A 24,590-nucleotide genomic window follows, 5' to 3' on the forward strand; every position below is an offset into this window, starting at 1 on the left:
ACCTTCTTGATTTCAATCAGTTGCTTGAAAAACGGCATGTAAAACGCTTGGCTGCCAGCAAAGGAAAATTTGTTCGGCGAGCAGGATAACAGATGATGTAACGCAATGGGTGTTTTAGCATGCATATCCTGCTGGAACTGATTACTACCACGGTACTTCAATAGATAAAGTATGGCCTGTTGTTAAGTCGGTTTTGAGTATCGTGCTGATGCCGAAGGCGGGATCTGGACGATGTCTATGCCATTATCCGCAAATCGGCACTAGGCAGTCTCCTTTAACTTCCTACGGTACCCTCGTAGACCAAAAAGTCTGTTTGCTGCGTCGTTGGCAGCAAACTATTGCTCCATATCTAGCAGTAACGGGACTTCACTGCGTTTTGCCATTCGGTTGCGATAGGTTTCCACGTTATTGGGCCATGCCACTCCTGCCACTATCGATAATGAACGCAACAGCGAGAAAAGCTGAATGTCATCCTCAGTAAGAACGCCATTGACCGCATCTGGGGATACGATAAGCGTTGAGAGTGTCTGCAGGTCATCCTCCAACTGGACAATCAAATCAGCACTGTCGGCAAGCAGGGCAGGAAAATTAACGGTCGCGCTCTGTTTTTTATCAGTGAAATAACGACGCGCGTTGTCAGTGGCGAACTCTTCGAAATCGGCATTGGCAAAACGCGGCAGTAATAGTTTGTTGGCGTAACTGTAGGTATGGTTTAGCCAGGTAGCGATCGCAGGATTGTTTTGCCCTAGCAGGATAGGGTTACCGTCCAGGCCATCGACATAATGAATAATATCCATACTTTCAGGCATAAAAGTGCCGTCGTTTTTTTGCAGGATTGGGGCCATTTTCTGGCCAATCATGTCAGTAGGCGTGGTGACATCGTCGTAGAGCAGGGTAACTAAGCGGACGGGCAGATCCTTCAGGCCGAAAATCATGCGTGCTTTCACACAAAATGGGCAATGATCGTAAATGAACAGTTTCATGCTTGCTTCCTTCGTCAGGTTTTAAAAGCAATAATTACCACAGCCAACGCGGGTTGCTGTACAAGGTTGTGGCACTGGCAATGCGTCATAGTAAACTTTTCCGCACGTATTTTCTTGCTCACTGACGCGCAACAACAGAAAAAGGATCAGGCTACGGTGCTCTTCAGGTACGACTGATCATCACGGTCTCGCCAGGACGACGATCACATATCTGAATGACTCAACCCTCTCTGACTACCTCTGGTGTTACAGCACGCGGATGGAATTGCCAATACAAGGCAAACAGCGTGATAAAGCCAACCACCCCGAGGAGGAACCAAGGCAGTTCTGGTCTGCCTAGTGCATGCCCGGTATCATACATCCAGCCGCCACCGGTGTAGCCTAATGCACCACCAAGGGCCAGCCCCAGACGGCTGAATCCCATATAGCTTCCACGAGCACGAGCGTCAGCAAGCGAGGCACTCAGGGTTTCGCGCGCAGGTTCGGCAATAATAGATCCTAGATAGAAGCTACAGATCAGGATAAAGACCGTTTGTAAACTTGCAGCAAGACCGATGGGGATCAGGCTCAGGGTCATCAACAGTAGACCCATCATCAGACGCTGTTCCAGCCTGAAGTGTTTTTCGCTCCAACGTGCTAATGGATACAGTAGGGAGAGCGATAACGTAGCCTCAATGGCATACATCCATTTTACTGCCGACGGAGTGCCGGCGATTTCGTTAACCAAAATCGGCAGCATCAACATGACCTGTACTGACAGTATGTAATAACCTGTCAGCGTAAGCACATAGATCAGAAAACGGCGATCGCGCAGCACCAGCATCATGCTTTCTCTCATTGGTGTGCGCACGGTTGAAATACGGTAGGCAGGAAGCAGCCAGGCGTTCCATCCTGCAGCCAACACGAAAATGCCCGCACCCACCCAGCAGACAAAATGAAAATCGTATTGCAGCAGCCAGCTGCCGATTAATGCGCCAACAACGGCTCCGGCACTGTCTTGCATCATCAGAAGAGAGAAAAACCGGCTGCGCTCATGTGGGCGGGTTAATTTAATGACCAGAGCCGTACGCGGAGGATCAAACAAGGTACCGCCAATCGCTGAAAGGGCACAGGAAAACAGCAGTATCCAAGGTCTATCTGCCATTGCCATGGTGGCAAAGCCAGCCGCACGCAGTAACATGCCGGTGACAATCATCGGTTTGGCACCCAATCGGTCGGCAATCGCTCCCCCAAAGATCCCCAGACCCTGTTGAACCAATTGGCGCAACCCTAATGCAAGCCCCACGATTAGCGCAGCCCAGCCGAGTTGATCGACAAAACGGATGGAAATAAGTGGGAAGACAACAAAAAAACCTAAAACGACCAACAGGTTGTCGAATAATAAAAAATACTTACCCAAGCTCCGAGCTTGCGATAATAGAGACATGCTTCACCACGAACCATTTATAAAGGGGAGAAAGGCCACGGGTTTATTCTCTACCCTATGCACTGAAGCGGAAAGGGGGGTTATAGATAATATTTTTTTATCGTCAATATGTTACGTGAGCGATAAAAAAGTGCAAAAAACAACCAAGAATGTTTGATTGCCTAATTACTGAACAGAAAGGGTCTTACCTGCCGAGCAAGCTGCGGTTATATTAACTGAGCGTACGTGTGGTTCCGTACCCTTTATTAATCATCATTAGGTTGATGCTGAAGACAATAAGGTTAATCATTCAAACGCTCATCTAAATCAATACTTCTTATCGTACCGTTTTGACTACGGGAGAAATGATGTTCGGCTATCGCTCTGCATCACCGAAAGTAAGTCTTACTACCGACAGGTTGATCGTCCGTTTGGTTCACGAACGGGATGCCTATCGTTTGGCTGATTATTATGCCGAAAACCGGGCTTTCCTGAAACCTTGGGAACCAGTACGTGACGAGAGCCACTGTTATCCCTCTGGTTGGCAGGCGAGGTTGGGCATGATTACGGAAATGCAAAAACAGGGTGGCGCTTACTATTTTATTTTGCTCGATCAAGACGAGCACGAAGTACGTGGTGTTGCCAATTTCAGCAATGTGCTGCGCGGTTCTTTTCATGCTTGCTACCTTGGATATTCTCTTGGTGAGAAGTGGCAGGGGCAGGGGTTGATGCAGGAAGCATTGCAATCATCTATTCGTTATATGCAACGCCAGCAAAGGATGCATCGTATTATGGCTAACTACATGCCGCACAACCAACGCAGCGGTGCATTGCTTACGCGCTTGGGTTTTGAACGGGAGGGTTACGCCAAGGACTATTTGTTGATTGACGGAAAGTGGCAGGATCATGTGCTCACTGCATTGACTAATAAAGAATGGCTACCATTAAGCTGAGGCCGCAAATGAAATATGAATTGAATGCTAAAGAAGCCAGAGTTATTGGTTGCCTGCTTGAAAAGCAGGTCACTACGCCCGATCAATATCCACTCTCTTTAAATGCCATTACCTTGGCGACTAATCAGAAAACCAACCGGGAACCGGTGATGGAGCTGGCAGAAAGTGAGGTGCAGCAGATCCTTGATTTATTGGTGCGAAAACACTTTTTGCGCACGACGAGCGGTTTTGGTAACCGGGTCATAAAATATGAGCAGCGTTTTTGTAATTCCGAGTTTGGTCAACTGAAATTATCTCCAGCCGAGGTGGCTGTGGTTACTACACTGTTGTTGCGTGGTGCGCAGACTCCCGGGGAACTACGTACTCGTACTAACCGAATGCATGAATTTAGTGATGTCAGCGAAGTTGAAGAGGTCTTGCAGCAGTTGACAGCGCGTGAGGATGGTCCCTTTGTGGTTCGCCTAGCACGTGAGCCTGGCAGGCGTGAAAGCCGATTTATGCACTTGTTCAGTGGACAGATTGATGAAGCCCCTGTTGAAAAATTAAGGGCTGAAGGTAGTGATCTACACGAACGCGTTGCGGTATTGGAAGCCGAAGTTGCCGTGTTAAAACAGCAACTCCAAGAACTGCTGGCATGAGAACATCATGAGTAAATTACGTATTGGCGTCGTCGGATTAGGGGGGATTGCACAGAAAGCCTACCTGCCATTGCTCAGCCAGGCAACGGACTGGCAATTGGTAGGCGGTTTTTCACCCAATCAGCCGAAGGCTCAATTCATCTGCGATAGTTACCGCATGGGCTGTTTTTCCCGTCTTGATAGCCTAGCGCAGCAGTGTGATGCGGTGTTTGTGCACAGTAGTACTGCCAGCCATTTCCATGTGGTTAGTGAATTGCTAAAGCATGGCGTAGATGTTTACGTTGATAAACCGTTAGCGGAAACCCTGCAGCAAGGAGAGCAACTGGTAGAGCTGGCAAATAAATGTCGTAAGACACTTATGGTTGGCTTTAATCGCCGCTTTGCGCCTCTTTATCGTCAATTGAAACAGCAAATGCAGTTACCCGCATCAATACGGATGGATAAACATCGTGCTGACAGCGTTGGTCCCAACGATCTCAATTTTACGCTGTTGGATGATTACTTGCATGTAGTGGATACCGCACTATGGCTGGTTGGTGGTATAGGGAACCTACAGAGTGGTTGCCTGCGTGCTAACGAAGCAGGTGAAATGCTTTACGCTGAACATCACTTTTCCTGTGGAGAGACACAGGTGACGACCTGTATGCATCGCCGTGCGGGTAGCCAGCGGGAGAGCGTGCATGCGGTAACCGATGGTGCCGTTTATCAAGTGAATGACATGCGCCAATGGCTGCGCGAAGATCGGTTAGGTGTTGTCGAACAGCCGGTGCCAGGATGGCAAACTATGCTGGCACAGCGTGGTTTTGAAGGGGCGGTACAGCATTTTATTCAGGCTGTCAGCAATCAGACAGTACCAGAAACCACTGGTGAGCAGGCGCTTCATGCACAACGACTGATTGAAAGTATGCTGCTTAAGGCCGGGTAACCCCATGTAACATATGACGGTAGCTATTACTGGCTTGGGTACGTAGACTATCGCCACTCAACGGACGCCTGCGGATGCAGGCGTTGATATTTACACATCGTACTCATCAGAAAAACCACATGAATCTACTAAAATCACTGGCCGCCGTCAGTTCGATGACCATGTTCTCGCGGGTGCTGGGCTTTGCGCGTGATGCCATTGTTGCTCGCGTCTTTGGTGCAGGGATGGCCACCGATGCTTTCTTTGTGGCATTCAAGTTGCCTAACCTGCTGAGGCGCATTTTTGCAGAAGGGGCTTTTTCACAGGCGTTTGTCCCCATTCTTGCAGAATACAAAAGTCAACAAGGGGAAGAGGCAACGCGAACCTTTATTGCCTATGTCTCTGGTTTATTGACGTTAGTGCTTGCCGTGGTGACGATATTAGGAATGTTGGCTGCGCCGTGGGTGATTTACGTTACCGCACCGGGATTTACCGATACGCCGGACAAGTTTGCTCTCACCTCAGCTCTTTTGCGCATCACTTTTCCTTATATTCTTCTGATTTCACTGGCTTCACTGGTGGGGGCTATCCTTAATACCTGGAATCGCTTTTCTATTCCGGCGTTTGCGCCCACACTGCTCAACGTCAGTATGATTGGCTTTGCGCTGTTTGCTGCCCCCTATTTCCACCCGCCAGTATTAGCGCTGGCCTGGGCGGTGCTTGCCGGGGGCGTGCTGCAACTGGGCTACCAGTTACCGCATTTGAAGAAGATAGGCATGCTGGTATTACCGCGCTTGAAGCTGAAAGATGCGGGGGTATGGCGAGTGATGCGCCAAATGGGGCCAGCAATTTTAGGCGTTTCTGTTAGCCAGATTTCACTGATTATCAACACCATCTTTGCTTCGTTCCTGGTTTCTGGGTCTGTTTCATGGATGTATTATGCTGACCGACTGATGGAGTTTCCTTCCGGCGTGCTGGGGGTTGCTCTCGGGACTATCTTGTTGCCTTCTTTGGCAAAGAGCTTTTCAAGTGGCAATCATGATGAATACAACCGCTTGATGGATTGGGGGTTGCGTTTGTGCTTTTTACTGGCTCTACCCAGTGCCATCGCGCTGGGTATTTTGGCCAAACCACTCACTGTCTCACTCTTTCAGTATGGGAAATTCACGGCTTTTGATGCGGCGATGACGCAGCGTGCGTTGGTGGCTTATTCTGTCGGCCTGATGGGCCTGATTGTGGTGAAAGTACTGGCCCCGGGGTTTTACTCGCGCCAAGACATTAAAACACCTGTCAGGATTGCTATTATCACGTTAATCATGACGCAAGTAATGAACCTGATGTTTATTGGCCCATTGAAGCATGCCGGGCTTTCACTCTCAATTGGTCTGGCGGCGTGCCTGAATGCGTCGCTGCTTTACTGGCAACTGCGTAAGCAGAAGATCTTCCAGCCGCAGCCAGGCTGGGTAACCTTCCTCGTCAAACTGGTGGTGGCTGTGTTAGCCATGTCTGCCGTTTTGCTGGCGATGATGTGGTTTATGCCAGCCTGGGATCAAGGCAATATGCTGGCCCGCCTGCTGCGTCTGGCAGCGGTTGTTGTGGCCGGGGCGGTTAGCTATTTTGCTGCGTTGGGGATGTTAGGTTTTCGGCCAAGAGACTTTGCACGACGGGTAGTTTGATACTGAGCCCTACGATGAGATCGTACTCGTTAATTGCCAGTAGTGCAGGTGCAGACCCAAAGCCAAAGCCATTGAGATAAAAAAGGCCATAGATGAATTATCATCCACGGCCCTAATTCTCTCGCCATATTTTTATGCCTAATTCACCCAAACGAGGTTTTTAAGCATTTTGGCGATAAACGATAGCTGCCAAACAGGCGGCTATTCGCTCACTTCTTGTCACTAATACTGGTTTTACATCCGTTCTACGGTATCAATACCTAACGTTTCTAAACCTGTTTTCAGCGTTTTGGCGGTCAGCAAAGCCAACTTCAGGCGACTCTGACGCGTTTCTTGGCTGTCTGCATTCAGGATCTGGCAGTGTTCGTAGAAACCAGAGAATAGCCCCGCCAGATCGTAAAGATAACTACACATCACGTGTGGCGTCCCTTCGCGGGCGACGACGGTGATCGTTTCTTCGAACTGTAACAGGCGAGTCGCCAGCGCTATTTCACGCTCATCACTCATAACCAGTGGCAGCGTCAGGTGGCTTTCATCAACGCCCGCACGTTTGAACACAGAAGCTACGCGGGTGTAGGCATACTGCATATAGGGTGCGGTATTGCCTTCGAAGGCCAGCATGTTGTCCCAATCAAAAATGTAGTCAGTTGTCCGGCTTTTTGACAGGTCGGCGTATTTCACCGCGCCGATACCGACAGCATTAGCCACGCTTCGCATTTCATCATCAGGCATATCGGGGTTTTTCTCGGCGATCAACTTGCTGGCGCGCTCGATGGCTTCATCCAGCAGATCCGAGAGTTTTACCGTGCCGCCAGAGCGGGTTTTGAATGGTTTGCCATCTTTACCTAACATCATGCCGAACATATGGTGTTCAAGAGGAACGGAGTCTGGCACATAACCCGCTTTGCGAACGATAGTCCAGGCCTGCATAAGGTGCTGATGCTGGCGTGAATCGATGTAATACAGAACGCGATCGGCACCCAGAGTCTCGAAACGGTATTTGGCACAGGCGATGTCGGTTGTGGTATACAAATATCCACCATCCCTTTTCTGGATGATCACCCCCATCGGGTCGCCATCTTTATTCTTATATTCCTCAAGGAAGACAACCGTAGCACCTTCGCTTTCTACTGCCAGTCCTTTTGCTTTCAGATCGGCGACAATGTTCGGCAGCATGGTGTTGTACAGGCTTTCACCCATGACGTCATCTTCGCTCAGTGTCACGTTCAAACGGTTATAGGTGATCTGGTTCTGCGCCATGGTGATATCAACCAGTTTGCGCCACATTTTCAGGCAGTACTCGTCACCGCCTTGTAGTTTCACGACGTAACTACGGGCACGCAGGGCGAACTCTGGGTCTTCGTCGTAGTTTTTCTTTGCTTCGCGGTAAAATTGCTCAAGGTCAGAGAGCCCCATATCACTGGCGTTCTCGTTTTGCATTTTCTCCAAGTAGGCGATCAACATGCCGAACTGAGTCCCCCAGTCACCAACATGGTTAGCTCGGATGACCTTATGACCCAAAAACTCCTGGGTGCGAGCAGCGGCATCACCAATGATGGTAGAACGCAGGTGGCCTACGTGCATCTCTTTCGCGACGTTTGGTGCAGAATAGTCGATCACAATGGTTTGTTGCTTGACCGGAGCTACGCCCAGTTTCGGTGCGCTCAGTGCTACATCGGCCTGACGAGCAACCCACTCGCTGTTCAGGAAAATATTGATAAACCCCGGGCCTGCGATTTCCACTTTGCTGGCAATATCACCCAGATCAAGCAGTTGCGTGACTTTCTCTGCCAATTGTCGCGGAGGCATACCGAGTTTCTTGGCAACGGACATGACGCCGTTAGCCTGATAATCACCAAACTGCGCTTTAGCGGATTGACGAATCTGAGCTTCGCAATCTGCTGGCGCACCTGCGGCAATCAGCGCCTGGCTGACTTTATCTGATAGTAGAGCCTGAATATTCACCGGGTTACCTTAATAACGAACGAGGGCGGCACATACGCCCTTCGGATTCAACGGTGGTTCCATACCCGTCATCCTTCAAGTTGCATCCATTCTGATGACTTGAAATCCAAAGAGTATGTGGCCGTAAATTGTATCGGCGACCAACCACAAAACAGGCGATGATTGTAACCGATCAGACAGGCCACGTCAGTAACTGACGCGGGATGATGGTGCGAAAGGAGAGTAAAAAAGTATGATGAAAAAGCGTTATCTACGGGATGTAAATCTGGTGTAAAAACCTACAGATTATTGATGCTTTAGCGTTTTCTATTGTGATGCTCGTATTGCGCATATATGCGCTCAACGGTCGGCTAATCTGCATCACTCAAAACCGTAGTATTATTTCGCTCAGGGATTTAGGTAATTGCCCTTTGTTGTTTAACCGTTTTATAGCCCGGACATTAAGTTTTAATTAATGAAAACAATGAATTGAATATCCTATTGGTAAATTTGCTTCAGTAGCATTCAACAGGTAAATTATGGGTCTTCTTTCTGCACATCCTTGGAACAACTGAGACCCCTATGGCCCACCTGTCATCGATTGACGCACTTAATGATCTGGCAATGGATTTACCCCGTTTTGAATTGGCGCTAGAGCAGTTTGCGCAAAAATTACATCTCGATCTTGCACAGTTCAAGGCTGACCATATCTCGGTTCGTTGTCATCAGAATACAACTGCCGATCGTTGGCGAAGTGGGTTTATGCAGTGTGGTTCCTTACTCTCGGAAACGATGATAAATGGCAGGCCAATTTGTCTGTTCGATCTTGCAATCCCTGTCAAACTTGGCCCCTGGCAGATAGACTGCATAGAACTGCCTTATCCAGGTGAAAAGCGCTATCCCCATGAAGGATGGGAGCATGTGGAGTTAGTATTGAGTGGCGATCCTGCTACGCTATACGCACGTGCATTAGAACAACTGGCAGACGAAGCTTTGTTACTACCGGGAATTAAGCTTAAGCAGAGTTCGCCAAGTGCCGAGGGGGAGCGTTTGCCAAACCCAACGCTGGCGATCACCGACGGCAACATAACTGTTAAATTCCATCCATATCATATTCGCGACATTGTGGCCAGCGAGAGCGCCTAGCTGCTATGAACGCTTTGGGCCGCTGATTCAACCACTCCCGGTAACAAAACCACCCATTCAGGCTTGATGCTCCATCCGTAGCGCTCTAACATGCGCTGGGTAAAAACCGTAACAAGCTCAGGGGATGGATAACCGTAACCAAAAATGCCATGTAAAACACGTTGTTGCAGTGCTTTGATCACGGAGGGTGGAGAGAGGAAGTCAGTATCAGCGACCCAAAGCGGGATAACGTCCCGGTCACGATATTTACCCCACTTAACGCTATCGCTGTGACTGCGGTCGACCCATTGATCAAAATTGAATGACATAGTTATCCCCCTGAGTCAGTTCGTTACGTAGGTCTATACTTCAAGTTCATTCAAGTTGCAGGACAAAAACGCGATGCGTTTTTGAGCGGCGCTTGTGCTGCCCCCGGTGGGGTGGTGCCTAAATTTGGGCGAGTAACGCAATAAGCGAACAAGACCCTAGGCTGCGTCCCTTAACTGTACGCGAACAACGCAGCAATGCACGTCAATGGCGTCAGCCCGTAGGGGCTGCGACGGCACCACGGACAGTTAAGGGACACAGCCTAGAAACATAGTTCACTATGTGACAGGGGGATGGGCTGGTTTGAACGCTAAGAGCCATTGCTCTTCAGGGCGAGTCCCACGGATGGGACGAGAAACCGTGGTAACCCTAACCCCTGCAGCTTGAAGGACGACGAGTATAAAACCTACGGCTATATTCTGTGAGGATGTGCTGTGGATCTCAAGCTGCTTGTAAGGTTACGCTGGAATCGCTCTGTTAGTGAGGTTTTAACCTTGCTCAGCGCCGCTGAGTCAGTGACCACCGCTTGAGAAACGCAGGATATCATTATTCCTGCTGTGTTTTTGGCCGTTTTTGGGGGTAACAATGATTAAACTGGAAGTCTGTTGCTATAGCGTAGATTGTGCGATAACGGCTGAACAGGCAGGTGCAGACCGTGTTGAATTGTGTGCAGGTCAAGCTGAAGGAGGATTGACGCCCAGTTTTGGATCTCTAAGACTGGCTAGGGAAAGGCTGACGCTCCCCGTTCACCCGATAGTACGCCCACGTGGAGGGGATTTCTGCTATAACGCCTCGGAGTTCGACGTCATAAAGGATGATATTGCGCAAATTCGCGAGATGGGTTTTGCCGGCGTGGTGGTCGGTATGCTGGATGACGAAGGGCATATTGATCTACCGCGTATGCGTGACGTAATGAAATTGAGTGGAGATATGGCCGTCACTTTCCACCGGGCTTTTGACATGTGCCAAAACCCAATGGTGGCACTGGCTCAACTGACACAGTTAGGTGTAGCGCGTATTCTCACTTCGGGCCAACAGCAAAATGCGGAGCTGGGGCTGCCATTGCTGCGCGATCTGGCGCGTGCTAGCCAAGGGCCAGTTGTCATGGCGGGGGCTGGTGTACGTTTGAGTAATATGCATAAATTTGTCGATATTGGTATTCAGGAATTACATAGTTCTGCCAAGCAGACAGTGCCTTCAACCATGCGTTACCGAAAAGCAGGGGTAACTATGTCTTCAGACAACGAATTCGATGAGTTTAGCCATTACTGCGTAGATGGGGATATGGTAGAAGCAATGAAAAACGCGTTAATGTTAATGAAGCCCTCACTGACCAACGTTTGAAGCTGCGAGAAAAAGTAGCCAGCGGTGAACATGCGCGGGCACAGCTGATAGTGTATTACCTAAGTCACTCTATATTGCCTATCATTTGCAACATAGAGTGACTTGAATTAACTCTAATTGAGTGATTCTGCATCAATTAACGCTTAAAGCTCGCAATCGGGTTGAAAACAGGAGAATTTGTCACTCATACTGCGTGAACCTTTTTACGCTGAACAAGGAGTTCCGAATGGCCGAAGAAACTATTTTCAGTAAAATAATCCGCCGTGAAATTCCAGCGGATGTGATCTATCAGGATGAGTTGGTCACTGCATTCCGTGACATTTCTCCACAAGCTCCCACTCACATACTGATCGTGCCAAACATTCTCATCCCCACGGTGAATGACGTTAAAGTTGAGCATGAGGCTGCATTAGGCCGTATGGTTACCGTCGCGGCCAAACTTGCAGAGCAGGAAGGGATTGCCGAAGATGGTTATCGTTTGGTCATCAATTGTAATCGTCATGGTGGGCAAGAGGTCTACCATATCCATATGCACTTGGTGGGCGGGCGCGTATTAGGCCCGATGCTGCCACGTTAACAGGAGAAAGACCATGCGCTGTTTCGATACAATGCGTTATTTGATGGCGCTGGTGCTCTCTACCGCAATGCTCATGGGGTGCAGTGGTCCGCAGGAAATTGCCGTTAACCATCGACAAACCGTAGTGATGGACCCATCGGTACTGACGGCGGGTATTTGGGCGGACAGCCCGTCTATTACCGAGGATTCAGGGGGTTTAGTAGCCAGATCGCTGCTCAACAATACCCTGAGTACTCCGGTAACGGTGCGTTATCGTTTCTACTGGTATGATAAGCAGGGGTTGGATATTCTGCCCTTTGAAGCACCGCGAACGGTGACTGTTGCAGCGACCTCAGATGCCAAGATTGAATCGCTCAATAGCCATACTGATGCCAAGCGTGTGCGTCTATATGTATTCCTCTAAATATTTATACTCGTCATACTTTAAGTTGCCTTAATGCAACTCGAATTATTTAGAGTATATACCCGTCGTCTTCCATGCAATTCACCGTTAGCGGTTACCTGCTTGGGTAGGCTATGGGAGCGAATTGTGCGTTTTGTTGTAACTTGAGAACCTTGCGTATAGGTCCCATGGGAGAAGGGAAATGAAAAAGTTTCTATTTGTGGCGATAGCCGCGTTAGTGTTGACGGGCTGTCCGTCGCGTCCACCCGAACCATCACAGCCACCAGTGACGGTTAAACCGGTGCCGCAGCCAGAACCAAAACAAGAACCTCAGCCACCGACTGGCGAACTCGTTCCTCAGCCACCGAAGATTCAGCAACTGGATTGGTTGAGCAGCGTTCAACCCTTGGTGAATCAGATGTTGACAGCCGAGGGGGTAATACCAGGTAGCGTGCTGTTATTGGATAGTGTTAAGAACAGCACCAATGGGTCACTGCAGATTGCTAAAGCAACTTCGGCCTTGTATGAGGCGCTGGCTTCCAACAAGGCTTTTACTCTAGTTCCTCATGCGCAGCTGGTGACGGCTAAACAGACGCTAGGCCTGTCGACAGAAGACAGTCTGGGGTCGCGTACTAAGGCTATCGGTCTGGCACGAATTGTTGGTGCCCAGTATGTACTGTATAGCGATGTCAGTGGCGACGTGAAGTCACCGACAATGGAAATGCAACTGATGCTGGTGCAAACCGGTGAGATCGTCTGGTCGGGTAATGGCAACGTCATACAGTGAGAGCCAGATTCGGCAACTTCTTAAGCAATGGCTTCCGGCGGTAAATACCGCCGGTTGTCATTTTAGTGTGGTAGAAGGATTGACGGGGGAAAGTTGGCGTATTGAAAATGAAAATATCAGGCTGTTAGTACGGCAACAAACGCCCATAAAACAGGCGTTAGGCGTCAGCCGTCGGCGTGAGGGGAGAGTGCTCAAGCGCAGTGGACAAGGTATTGGTCCACGGGTGTTGTTACAGTGTAACGATTGCCTGATTGTCGAATGGCTGGAAGGTGAAAAAGTCAGCGAAAATGTTTTTTCTGCACTGAATGCTAGTGGTGAGCTGGCAGCATTGACCGCACAGATACATAAACGTCCACTGAGTGGTTACCGCTTAAATCTGCAGCAGCAATTTTCTGCTTATTGGTCGCAGATTGATCGGCAGCGTATGACCCCCGCCTGGCTGACCTGGCAGCATTACTTCATGCAACACAAGATGCCAAACCCATTGATGATGGCACCGCTGCACATGGATATTCATCTGGGTAACCTGGTGATCCAGGGGGACCGGCTTAGGCTGTTCGACTGGGAATATGCTGCCGATGGCGATATCGCTTTGGAATTGGCGGCACTCTTTCGATTCAATCAATTCACGCTGCATGAGCAACGGCAGTTTTTACGCCACTACACTCAGCAAGGCTACGCTGATTTAGCGCGATTGGATTCGCAGGTACAGCGTTGGTTACCTTGGGTAGATTATCTGATGCTGATGTGGTTTGAAGTCCGTTGGCAGCAGTGCCGAGATCCGGCATTTTTGCGTTGGGGTGCAGCGTTGTACCAGCGTTTTTGTTTATCATCCGTTTTGCCTAATAATCAATCAATACAGCAAAAGTGAGGTGGCCGTGGGCCCAGTTATGCTAGATGTCGTCGGCTATGAGCTAGATGCAGAAGAACGCGAAATTCTTAAACATCCGCAGGTCGGCGGGTTAATTCTGTTTACCCGAAATTTTCACGATGCTGCACAACTTCGCGAACTGGTACGTCAGGTCCGTGTTGCTTCTCATGAACGTTTGGTGATTGCGGTGGATCAGGAAGGGGGACGAGTACAGCGCTTCCATGAAGGCTTTACCCGTTTGCCAGCAGCTCAGTCGTTTGCAGCGCTGAATAACGCCAGTGACGCGGGGCGTCTTGCTCAGGAAGCAGGATGGCTAATGGCATCGGAAATGATTGCGCAGGATATCGATATCAGTTTTGCACCCGTTCTCGATGTTGGTCATACCAGTGCCGCGATTGGTGAACGTTCTTTCCATAGCGATCCAGGGATTGCCATGGCGATGGCCGAGTGCTTTATCCACGGCATGCGTAGCGCAGGCATGAAAACTACGGGCAAGCATTTTCCGGGGCATGGTTCGGTCACTGCTGATTCCCATAAAGAAACGCCGCGCGATACGCGCCCGCTGGAACAAATACGCCGACAGGATATGTCTTTATTCCGTGAACTGATCCAGCGTGAGTTACTGGACGCCGTCATGCCGGCCCACGTCATCTATACTGAGGCAGATCAACGCCCTGCTAGCGGTTCGCCCTATTGGCTAAAAGAGATCCTGCGCAAAGAGCTGGGTTTTGACGGCATTATTTTCTCCGATGATTTATCGATGGAGGGGGCGGCAATCATGGGCAGTTATGCAGAACGTGGTCAGGCAGCGTTGGATGCTGGTTGTGACATGATCCTGGTATGCAATAACCGGGCTGGTGCGGTTAGCGTGCTGGATAACCTGTCCCCGGTCAAAGTAGAGAAAATGAAGCGGTTATATCATCACGGTCAGTTCACCCGTCAGGAACTGCGTGACTCTGACCGTTGGCAAAAGGCGCATAGTGAGTTGAGTCTACTGAGCGAACGTTGGGAAGAGCACAAGCAGCGCTCTGCAGGGTGAATGTTCTGAGTGCCGAAAAATGGCGTTAATGATTCGGGGGGCCGTATCGCGTCCCTAGCTTGTTGCGAGGATCCACATGATTATCTATTTACATGGCTTTGACTCCACCAGTCCCGGCAATCATGAAAAGATTATGCAGTTACAGTTCATCGACCCAGACGTGCGTTTTATCAGTTACAGCACACTGCATCCGCGCCATGATATGCAGTATTTGTTAAAAGAGGTAGATAAGGCGGTCCAGCAGGAAGGGGATGCCAACCCTTTGATTTGCGGCGTTGGTCTAGGGGGGTTTTGGGCCGAACGTATTGGTTTTCTGTGTGGCATCCGCCAAGTGCTCTTCAACCCAAACCTTTACCCGGAAGTGCATATGCGCGGCAAAATTGATCGGCCAGAAGAGTATCGAGATATCGCTACCAAATGTGTGGAAGACTTTCGTGAGAAGAACCATGGTCGTTGTTTGGTTGTACTTTCGCGTCATGATGAAGTGTTGGATAGCCAGCGCAGTGCAGAATTATTGCACAATTATTATGAAATCATCTGGGACGAACAGCAGACACACAAATTTAAGAATATTTCGCCGCATCTGCAGCGTATCAAAGCATTCAAAATGCTGGCGTGATGATGTTTATAAACCCAGTAACATGCCGCGACCGTCATCCCTTCTGGGCTTGGATCGCGGCTTTTTTACCGAATTTTTTGGGGTTGTCCAATAACCTTGAGCTAACTATTTGAATCAAAATCTCAAAAAAAGCCCTCGTCCAGTCTTTATCTAAAAAACTTTGATGTGTATCAATTTTGGTATGACCAAATAACCTCTCATGATATTCTGGCCTCAGATAACAAACTTAACTTAAGCGAACTATATGTAATTTAAGGATATTATTTTTTACCCTTAAATAACAATTGGTTCACATTTAGAGGTTTTTTGACAATGCCAAAGACGAAAATTGTAGTTGTAGGAGGTGGAGCCGGTGGTCTTGAACTGGCAACCAACTTGGGACACAAACTAGGCCGCAAAAACAAGGCTGACATTACCTTAGTGGATCGCAACCACAGCCACTTGTGGAAACCCTTGTTGCATGAAGTGGCAACCGGTTCGTTAGATGATGGTGTGGATGCGCTAAATTATCTGGCGCATGCTCGTAATCATCACTTCAATTTTCAGCTCGGTTCGCTGATCAACATCGATCGCGAGAAAAAAACGCTGCAGCTGACGCAAATTTGCGACGAACAGGGCAGCGAATTGGTTCCCGCCCGCGAACTGAGTTACGACATTCTGGTAATGGCGTTGGGCAGTGTATCGAACGATTTCGGTACTCCAGGCGTTAGAGATAACTGTATCTTTCTAGATAATCCGCACCAAGCACACCGTTTCCATAACGAAATGTTGAACCTGTTTCTCAAGTTTTCAGCCAAACCCGATGAGAAGGAAAGCGTTAATATCGCGATCGTGGGCGGTGGTGCTACCGGCGTTGAGTTATCTGCTGAGCTGCACAATGCGGTAAAACAGCTGCACAGCTACGGTTTTGAAGGGTTGGACAATAGCGCGTTGAAGGTCACTTTGGTGGAAGCGGGTGAACGGATTCTTCCTGCATTGCCACCGCGTATTTCTGCTGCGGCTCATCAGGAATTAAACAATCTGGGGGTCCGTGTATTGACCAATACTATGGTGACGAGTGCCGATACCCATGGTTTGAACACTAAAGGTGGTGAGTTTATCAATGCCGACCTGATGGTTTGGGCGGCAGGGATCAAAGCACCGGATTTTATGAAAGATATTGCCGGGTTGGAAACCAACCGTATCAACCAATTAGTGGTGGAGCCGACATTACAAACCACGCGTGACCCACATATTTTCGCAATTGGTGATTGTGCTTCTTGCCCACGTGAAGGTGGGGGGGTTGTTCCACCGCGTGCCCAGTCTGCACACCAGATGGCTGCGCGCTGTTTTAGCAATATTCTGGCTTTAATGAACGACAAGCCTATGAAGCCTTACGTCTACAAAGACCACGGTTCATTGGTTTCTCTCTCCCGCTTCAGCACCGTCGGTAGCCTAATGGGTAACCTGATGCGCGGGTCGATGATGGTAGAAGGACGTGTGGCGCGTGTCGTTTACATTTCACTGTACCGTATGCACCAAGTGGCGCTGCATGGCTATACCAAAACCGGTTTGATGATGCTAGTGGGAGGGATTAATCGCGTTATTCGGCCGCGTTTGAAAATGCACTGATATTGGCTTGACGTGTTAAGAAACATCGTCGTTTTATCGGGTAAAACCACGTGTAGGCCGCGTGGTTTTCTTCGTCAATGATTGCCCTTACATCATTTGATAATTTATTCCTCTTAATGCGTAGGAATAGCATTATTTGGGTGTTTTAGAGATATTTCTCTCCTTTTTTGCATCTTGGTTGGTTTTTTTGATAGGGTAACCCTCTATCGTTCCATATTTATATAAAATGGATTAACGGATTAAAAGGAGTAAGTTTTGAGTTTTAGTGAAAGTAATAAGGTAAATCACAGCCGTAGTCACATAAATCCTCCTGTATTTTATATCTCTGCTGCTTTAATTCTTATTTTGGTTTCTTGCGCTGCTGCTTTTCCCGAGTTTGCTGATCGTAAACTTAAAATATTGCAACAAGCGATTTTTATTAACGCCAGTTGGTTCTATGTGCTGGCAGTCGCCTTGATCCTACTTAGTGTTACGTTTCTTGGGCTTTCCCGCTACGGTAGCATTAAACTGGGACCTGACCACGCCCAGCCCGATTTCAGCTATCTTTCTTGGTTTGCCATGTTGTTTTCTGCTGGGATGGGGATCGGCCTGATGTTCTTTGGTGTGTCGGAGCCTGTGATGCACTACGTTTCTCCACCCACTGGCACGCCGGAAACAGTGGAGGCGGCCAAACAGGCAATGCGCCTTACCTTCTTCCACTGGGGTCTGCATGCTTGGGCAATATATGCCATTGTTGCGCTGATTTTAGCATTTTTTAGTTATCGTCACGGTTTACCATTGACACTACGTTCGTCGCTTTATCCTATTATTGGCGATCGCATATATGGCCCGCTGGGGCATGCCGTTGATATTTTTGCAGTGATTGGAACCGTATTCGGTGTCGCGACCTCTTTGGGTTACGGTGTCTTGCAGGTGAATGCCGGTTTGAATCACTTATTTGGTATTGCTATAAATGAAACGGTGCAAACGGTATTAATTGTTGTTATTACTGGATTGGCAACTCTTTCTGTGGTGTCGGGATTAGATAAAGGTATTCGTATTCTCTCCGAGATTAATCTGGCTCTGGCGATATTACTTTTGATACTGGTAGCCGTTCTCGGCCCGACAGTCTTGTTGTTAAAGTCCTTTGTAGAAAATACCGGGGGATATTTATCACAAATAGTGAGTAAGACTTTCAATCTTTATGCCTATGAACCCAAATCCAGTGGCTGGTTAGGGGGATGGACTTTGTTGTATTGGGGATGGTGGCTGTCCTGGTCTCCTTTTGTTGGTATGTTTATCGCGCGGGTGTCACGTGGGCGAACAATCCGTGAATTTGTTACCGGTGTTTTATTTGTACCAGCAGGCTTTACGCTGTTATGGATGACGGTTTTTGGGAATAGTGCTATTGATCTGATCGCTAATAAAGGAGCCAGTGATCTGGTGAATACGGTTCAGAATGACGTCGCGTTGGCGCTGTTCAACTTTTTAGAACATTTCCCGTATGCCAGAGCGCTATCATTGATCGCGATGTTGATGGTGGTGGTGTTTTTTGTAACCTCAGCCGATTCTGGAGCGATGGTGGTTGATACCTTGGCTTCTGGTGGCAGTGGTGTAACTCCGGTTTGGCAACGTATTTTTTGGTCAGTGATCATGGGGGTAGTCGCAATTGTTTTGCTGTTGGTGGGAGGATTGAGTGCCTTGCAGACGGTCACTATTGCCAGCGCGCTGCCGTTTTCGGCGATCCTGCTGGTCTCTATTTACGGTTTGCTAAAAGCGCTGCGGATAGATGCCTATAAGCGTGATAGCCAGCAGATGACCACCATTGCGCCGACAGCGGCACGCAACCCGATATCGTGGCAGCGTCGATTGCGTAATATTGTCTATTTTCCCAAAAGCTCACAGGTAAAGCGTTTCATGAGCGAGGTCATCCATCCTGCAATGGCAATGGTGGTTGCAGAACTGGCCAAACAGGGCACTGGTGCCCGCATAAACGACGAAAAGAGTGACCGAATACACCTAGAAGTAGACTTGGGGGATGACCTGAATTTTGTCTATGAAGCGCGCTTACGTGCTTATATCCAACCGGCCTTTGCATTAGCAGGATTGGGAAATGAAGAACGTGAAGAAGAACTCAAATATTACCGTGCCGAAATACACCTAAAAGAAGGCGGGCAAGACTACGATGTCATGGGGTGGACACAAGAACAGATTATCCATGACATTCTCGATCAGTACGAAAAACATCTGCATTTTTTGCATCTGGTACGTTAACCATCCTCTATTTAGCTGAGAGACGTCAAAGTTGTTGGTGGGTGGCATGGCGATGTTCACAGGGTACGCGGAGGTGATGCTTTAACTCAGTCGCAACCATCAATAACCTGTCTCGGTCTTGAGTAATGGGGCATGCTGCCCCTACTCTTGAGACGCAATGGTGTCAGCCAACAGGCCTATTTGTGAACAGCGACTATGCCAGCAGCGTATTTTCTTTAAAGGTGTCCAGGAGTTCCGCGATAAACTTCAAGCGAGTAGGGCGGTCAGTAAGATCCAACATAAATTTCAGCTTGGTTGGGCCATCTAGGCGATAAACCTGCGGCTTACTCTGCAGCAGACCAATCAGGTAACCTGGGTCGACACGGTTTTTCTCACCAAACTCGATGAAACCGCCGCGTTCATTGCCTTCGATGCGTTTGATCCCCAGCTTTTGCGCATCCTGGCGTATTGCGGCACTTTGCAGCAGCTGACGAGCAGCATCGGGCAGCAAACCAAAACGGTCGATCAGTTCTACTTTTAACTCTTCCAGTTCTGCGGCATTTTTGGCGCTGGCAATACGTTTGTAGAAAGATAGACGGGTATTCACATCAGGGACAAAGTCATCGGGCAGCAGAGCAGGCATGCGCAGTTCCACTTCGCTCATGCTGTTGGTGAGATCTTCAAGTGAGGGTTCACGCCCATTCTTCAAAGCGTCCACAGCACTTTCCAGTAACTCCATATACAGTGAGAAACCCACGGTAGTCATTTGACCACTCTGATCTTCCCCCAGTAATTCTCCCGCGCCGCGTATTTCCAGATCGTGTGTCGCCAGCGCAAACCCTGCTCCCAAATCTTCCAGTGTGGCGATCGCCTCAAGGCGCTTTTGTGCATCAACGCTCATGGTTTTTGGCATTGGCGTTAACAGATAAGCGTAGGCCTGATGATGTGAACGCCCCACGCGGCCACGCAGTTGGTGCAATTGCGCTAGCCCAAAGCGATCGGCACGTTCGATAATAATGGTATTGGCACTCGGGATGTCGATACCCGTTTCTATAATGGTGGTGCAGACCAGCACGTTGAAACGCTGGTGATGAAAATCGTTCATCACCCTTTCCAGATCCCGCTCACGCATTTGGCCGTGACCAATGGCGATGCGCGCTTCAGGCACCAGCTCTGCCAGTTTCTGTGCCGCTTTATCGATGTTTTCTACATCGTTGTATAGATAGTAAACCTGGCCACCACGCAACACTTCACGCAGAATGGCTTCGCGTACGACGAGGCTATCGTACTCTCGTACAAAAGTTTTTACCGCTAAACGGCGTGCTGGTGGGGTAGCAATGATCGAAAGGTCGCGCATGCCACTCATCGCCATATTCAACGTGCGTGGGATCGGTGTGGCGGTCAGCGTCAGGATATCCACGTTGGCGCGCATTGCCTTGATGCGTTCTTTATGGCGTACACCAAAGCGGTGTTCCTCATCAACAACCAGCAACCCTAAGTCTTTCCAGCGGAGATCGCTCTGCAACAGCTTATGGGTACCAATCAAAATATCAACTTTGCCCTCTGCGGTTTCTTGCAAAATTTGTTGCTGTTCCTTGGCGCTGCGAAAACGCGACATCATTTCAATACGTATCGGCCAGTTGGCAAAGCGGTCACGGAAGTTATCGAAATGTTGTTGTGCCAATAGCGTAGTCGGTACCAATACCGCCACCTGTTTACCGTTTTCAACGGCCAGAAACGCCGCGCGCATCGCCACTTCAGTTTTCCCAAAGCCCACGTCACCGCACACCAGCCGATCCATCGCTAATGGTTGGCACATATCGCTCAGTACCGCATTGATAGCCTGCTCTTGGTCGGGAGTAGTCTCAAACGGAAAGGCTTGGCAGAACAGCTGGTATTGATCACGATTGTGTTTAAACGCAAAGCCAGATTTAGCGGCGCGTTGAGCATAGATATCCAACAGCTCGGCAGCGACGTCACGCACGCGTTCGGCGGCTTTCTGCCTGGCGCGTGACCACGCATCGCCCCCCAGTTTATGCAGTGGCGCATTCTCGTCTGCACCACCGGCGTAACGGCTGATCAAATGCAGGGAAGAGACGGGCACATAGAGTTTGTCTTCACCAGAATAGGAGAGGATCAGATACTCCGCTTTGATACCACCCGCTTCCAGCGTTGTCAGGCCCACATAGCGGCCAACACCGTGCTCCAAATGCACTACTGGTTGCCCAGGATGCAATTCCGCCAGGTTGCGGATCAGCGTATCGGTATTAATCGTGCGGCGCTTATCCTGCCGACGGCGACTGACCCGCTCGCCAAGCAGATCGCTCTCACAAATCAAAGCGCGTTCGCGTAGGGTATCAAGGAAACCGCGCTCGGAGGCTCCAAGCATCATATAGTGGCCTGGCGCTTCGATTTCATCCAGACGCTGGATCAAGCGGGTACTCAGCTTGATGCGACCAAGCAGTTCCTGCAGGGTTTCACGGCGGCCTTCACTTTCTACCGAGAAAATGACGCTGCCGGTGAAGTTTTCAATGAATCGGCGCAGATTATCCAACGGTGCTTTCTGTTGAGCCTGCACAGCCAGCTCGGGAAGCGTCTGATAACCCAGGTTGGTATTGCCTGCCTTGGCAGGCAACTGTTCGGTCTTCAGTGCTACGCGTGGCCAGGCTTTCAGCTCGCCAAATAAAGCATCAACGCGCAGCCACAGTGTGTCCGGTGCAATCAATGGCCGCATTGGGTCGATGCGTCGATTTTCGTAACGCTGATTCACATCAAGCCAGAAACGCTCGGCAGCACTCTCCAGATTGCCGGTATTAACGATTAACGTGTTCGCCGGTAGGTAGCTAAACAAGGAAGGCAATGGTTGGCTGAAGAACAGCGGTTGCCAGTATTCAATACCTGCAGGCCATGTACCTTTACTTACTTGTTGATAAATATGCTCGGCGTCGCGGCGAACCTCAAACTGTTCGCGCCATTGGCTACGGAACAGTTCAATGGCAGTTTTATCAGTTGGGAACTCATGGGCAGGTAGCAGGTTGATGGCATTCACTTCGTTTAATGTACGCTGAGTGTCGACATCGAAAGTACGCAGGCTGTCTATCTCATCATCAAAAAAGTCTATACGGTAGGGTTCTTCACTGCCCATCGGGTACAAATCAAGTAAAGCCCCTCGTGTGGCGAACTCGCCGTGTTCCATAACCTGATCGACGCTGCGGTAACCCGCTTGTTCCAATTGACTACGTAGCAGATCTCTGGATAGGCGTTGTCCCTTGTTCATCACCAGAGCATGTCCGTGCAGGAATTCATGTGGGCAAACACGTTGCATCAGTGTGTTTACCGGCAGAATAATAATTCCACGAGCCATGGTTGGCAGGTGGTACAGGCTGGAAAGACGAGCAGAGATAATTTCCTGATGGGGAGAAAAGCTGTCGTACGGCAGGATTTCCCAGTCTGAAAGCGTGGTAACCATCTGACTGGTGAATTGCTGGATTTCGTCTCGCAGCCGTAACGCATTCTGCATATCCGGCGCAATGAGCATCACAGGACCTGGGTGGTGCTCGACGATCTCGGCACATTCAACGGCACAGGCAGAACCGGTGAGTTGTCCTAGCTGGCGTAAATCACCCGCACGAACAGGTAAAGTGTAACGGGAAGAGGATGATGCCGAACTGCGGCTATTATCTTGAATGCTCATTCAGTTATCTTTAATCAATGGATTGAATATATCCGTCGTTTCTCAAGCTACAGAAGGTGTGTTCCTGGCCGATTTGCCGGTCAGTTGCAGCCTGTCCGCCACTTGGCTATAACAGTTTTTGTGGTGTTCACCGTGGGATTAACGCATGAAGACCGCAAAATCCTGCTCGTTAGGCGAAAATAACAACGCGCCTTTACCTTGTATACTCTAGATAATTCCAGTTGCATGACAAAAGCGCAGTGCGTTTTGAACAGCGTCTGCGCTGGCCCCGAAGGGCGAGTCATACGGCAAACTCGCTAATCCCCAGGGGCATAAATCACTATGTTACTGGGTGAAGGCGTGCAGCCAACGTACAGGCAACCTGAAGTAGGACGAGTATATACTAGACCAGCGGTCAATAAACTGACACAGCTAAAAGCGTATGTATCCGGTTTGTCGACGGTTATTTCACCAATTTACTCTCTCGCCATGCTGAGGTACTGCTCGATTTTGTCCACATCGACATTTCCGCCACTGACGATCACCCCAACTTTTTTACCGTTCAGGTCGATTAGTCGATTCATGGCCGCGGCAGCAGCCAGGCAGCCGGTGGGCTCAACGACCATTTTCATCCGTTCCATGAAAAAGCGCATTTGTTGGCACAACTGCTTGTCGGTCACCGTCAGGATATCTTCCACATATTGTTGAATGATGGGGAAGGTGAGATGACCGACCTGCTGAGTTTGTGCACCATCGGCGATGGTTTGTGGTACTGGAATACGTATCCTGTTTCCACTGCGCAAAGCTTGCTGAACATCATTGCCTGCAAGTGGCTCCACACCAAAGACCCGGCAGCCCGGTGACCACTGGTGTGCAGCTACAGCGCAACCGGATAGCAATCCGCCACCACCAGTGCAGACCAGCAAAATATCCAATTGCCCAACTTCCTCTATCAGTTCTTTGGCTACTGTACCTTGGCCTGCAATAACCTGTGGATAATCGTAAGGCGGAATGAGGGTTAAATTTCGCTCAGTTGACAGGTCTTGAGCAATCACCTCCCGGTCTTCGCTGTGGCGCTGGTAGATCACGATATTTGCCCCGTAACCGCGCGTTGCAGCCAGTTTGGTGGCTGGAGCATCATGGGGCATCACGATGGTGGCACTTACCCCAAGCTCCCGTGCTGCCAGTGCTATCGCCTGCGCGTGGTTGCCTGATGAGAAGGCAATAACCCCCGCCTGGCGCTGAGCCTGCGTCAATTGACTGATGGCATTATAGGCTCCACGGAATTTAAAGGCCCCGATGCGCTGGTAGTTCTCGCACTTGAAAAATAGCTGGGCCCCAGCGATTTTGTCGGCCTGATGCGAGGTCATGACTGGTGTTCGAATGGCGTGACTTTGCAGGATTTTAGCTGCTTTGGCGATATCGCTGGCAGTAATACAGTACGGCGTTGTGTTCATGGCAACCTCTTTTGCGAGAAAGTGGATTGAATCAGCGTGTTGA

Annotated in this window: 19 protein-coding genes and 1 pseudogene; 14 read left to right on the forward strand and 6 right to left on the reverse strand. The window is 49.5% G+C overall.

Translation table 11 applies throughout. From position 1 onward, the window contains the following. Positions 1-335 precede the first annotated feature (335 nt). Together grxB and mdtH are read right to left on the reverse strand one after the other, a co-directional pair. Positions 336-983 (reverse strand): glutaredoxin 2, encoded by a 648-nt coding sequence (gene grxB, locus OK023_RS07425; RefSeq protein ID WP_317696446.1) that lies wholly within the window; start codon positions 981-983, stop codon positions 336-338. Positions 984-1,203: 220 nt separating this feature from the next. Then, complete coding sequence (mdtH, locus tag OK023_RS07430; protein ID WP_317696448.1) at positions 1,204-2,409, reverse strand: multidrug efflux MFS transporter MdtH; 1,206 nt, start codon at positions 2,407-2,409, stop codon at positions 1,204-1,206. Positions 2,410-2,756: 347 nt separating this feature from the next. Between mdtH and rimJ the strand changes: the two genes are divergently transcribed. From rimJ to murJ, 4 genes are all read left to right on the forward strand, one after another. Continuing rightward, positions 2,757-3,341 (forward strand): ribosomal protein S5-alanine N-acetyltransferase, encoded by a 585-nt coding sequence (gene rimJ / locus OK023_RS07435; protein ID WP_317696453.1) that lies wholly within the window; start codon positions 2,757-2,759, stop codon positions 3,339-3,341. 8 nt (positions 3,342-3,349) lie between these two features. Continuing rightward, positions 3,350-3,979 (forward strand): YceH family protein, encoded by a 630-nt coding sequence (locus OK023_RS07440; protein ID WP_317696456.1) that lies wholly within the window; start codon positions 3,350-3,352, stop codon positions 3,977-3,979. Positions 3,980-3,986: 7 nt separating this feature from the next. After that, entirely contained in the window at positions 3,987-4,904 is a 918-nt protein-coding gene (locus OK023_RS07445) for a Gfo/Idh/MocA family oxidoreductase (RefSeq protein WP_317696458.1), read from the forward strand. A 119-nt stretch (positions 4,905-5,023) separates the two neighbouring features. After that, the gene (murJ, locus tag OK023_RS07450) at positions 5,024-6,559 is read left to right on the forward strand and encodes a murein biosynthesis integral membrane protein MurJ (protein WP_317696460.1); all 1,536 of its coding nucleotides are present in this window, start codon (positions 5,024-5,026) and stop codon (positions 6,557-6,559) included. Positions 6,560-6,793: 234 nt separating this feature from the next. On the opposite strand, the gene argS is transcribed toward murJ, so the two are convergent. Then, positions 6,794-8,524, reverse strand: a complete 1,731-nt coding sequence (gene argS / locus OK023_RS07455; protein ID WP_317696465.1) for an arginine--tRNA ligase — start codon at positions 8,522-8,524, stop codon at positions 6,794-6,796. Positions 8,525-9,085: 561 nt separating this feature from the next. Here argS and OK023_RS07460 point away from each other — a divergent pair. Next, on the forward strand, positions 9,086-9,649 hold the full coding sequence (locus OK023_RS07460) for a VOC family protein (RefSeq protein WP_317696468.1): 564 nt from the start codon (positions 9,086-9,088) through the stop codon (positions 9,647-9,649). Positions 9,650-9,678: 29 nt separating this feature from the next. On the opposite strand, the pseudogene OK023_RS07465 reads toward OK023_RS07460, so the two are convergent. Next, positions 9,679-9,957 (reverse strand): annotated as a pseudogene (locus OK023_RS07465) (aspartate aminotransferase); the annotation flags it as partial. 583 nt (positions 9,958-10,540) lie between these two features. Between OK023_RS07465 and cutC the strand changes: the two are divergent. The 9 genes from cutC to betT all read left to right on the forward strand — a co-directional run bounded on the left by cutC (position 10,541) and on the right by betT (position 19,438). Next, a complete protein-coding gene (cutC, locus tag OK023_RS07470) occupies positions 10,541-11,299 on the forward strand; it encodes a copper homeostasis protein CutC (RefSeq protein ID WP_317696470.1) in 759 nt (252 codons plus the stop codon). A 226-nt stretch (positions 11,300-11,525) separates the two neighbouring features. Further along, positions 11,526-11,876, forward strand: coding sequence for a purine nucleoside phosphoramidase (hinT, locus tag OK023_RS07475; protein WP_317696472.1), 351 nt, complete (start codon positions 11,526-11,528; stop codon positions 11,874-11,876). Positions 11,877-11,889: 13 nt separating this feature from the next. Then, positions 11,890-12,279 carry a YcfL family protein gene (locus OK023_RS07480; RefSeq protein WP_317696475.1) on the forward strand — a complete coding sequence of 130 codons (390 nt, stop codon included), beginning with the start codon at positions 11,890-11,892 and terminating at the stop codon, positions 12,277-12,279. Positions 12,280-12,460: 181 nt separating this feature from the next. Then, positions 12,461-13,045, forward strand: a complete 585-nt coding sequence (gene lpoB / locus OK023_RS07485; RefSeq protein ID WP_317696477.1) for a penicillin-binding protein activator LpoB — start codon at positions 12,461-12,463, stop codon at positions 13,043-13,045. Next, positions 13,026-13,916 (forward strand): phosphotransferase, encoded by an 891-nt coding sequence (locus tag OK023_RS07490; protein ID WP_317696479.1) that lies wholly within the window; start codon positions 13,026-13,028, stop codon positions 13,914-13,916. Before lpoB ends, OK023_RS07490 begins: the two co-directional genes overlap by 20 nt. Before the next feature lie 19 nt (positions 13,917-13,935). After that, on the forward strand, positions 13,936-14,955 hold the full coding sequence (gene nagZ / locus OK023_RS07495; RefSeq protein WP_317696481.1) for a beta-N-acetylhexosaminidase: 1,020 nt from the start codon (positions 13,936-13,938) through the stop codon (positions 14,953-14,955). A gap of 76 nt (positions 14,956-15,031) precedes the next feature. Further along, entirely contained in the window at positions 15,032-15,574 is a 543-nt protein-coding gene (ycfP, locus tag OK023_RS07500) for an alpha/beta hydrolase YcfP (protein ID WP_317696483.1), read from the forward strand. A gap of 306 nt (positions 15,575-15,880) precedes the next feature. Continuing rightward, positions 15,881-17,185 (forward strand): NAD(P)/FAD-dependent oxidoreductase, encoded by a 1,305-nt coding sequence (locus tag OK023_RS07505; RefSeq protein WP_317696485.1) that lies wholly within the window; start codon positions 15,881-15,883, stop codon positions 17,183-17,185. 255 nt (positions 17,186-17,440) lie between these two features. Then, the gene (gene betT / locus OK023_RS07510) at positions 17,441-19,438 is read left to right on the forward strand and encodes a choline BCCT transporter BetT (RefSeq protein ID WP_317696487.1); all 1,998 of its coding nucleotides are present in this window, start codon (positions 17,441-17,443) and stop codon (positions 19,436-19,438) included. A gap of 193 nt (positions 19,439-19,631) precedes the next feature. Here betT and mfd read toward each other — a convergent pair whose 3' ends face one another. Both mfd and OK023_RS07520 read right to left on the reverse strand, forming a co-directional pair. Then, complete coding sequence (mfd, locus tag OK023_RS07515) at positions 19,632-23,111, reverse strand: transcription-repair coupling factor (protein ID WP_317696489.1); 3,480 nt, start codon at positions 23,109-23,111, stop codon at positions 19,632-19,634. 455 nt (positions 23,112-23,566) lie between these two features. Further along, positions 23,567-24,547, reverse strand: coding sequence for a threo-3-hydroxy-L-aspartate ammonia-lyase (locus OK023_RS07520; protein ID WP_317696491.1), 981 nt, complete (start codon positions 24,545-24,547; stop codon positions 23,567-23,569). Between the last annotated feature and the right edge of the window lie 43 nt (positions 24,548-24,590).

This window comes from Serratia sp. UGAL515B_01 (assembly GCF_033095805.1).
Lineage (GTDB): Bacteria > Pseudomonadota > Gammaproteobacteria > Enterobacterales > Enterobacteriaceae > Chania.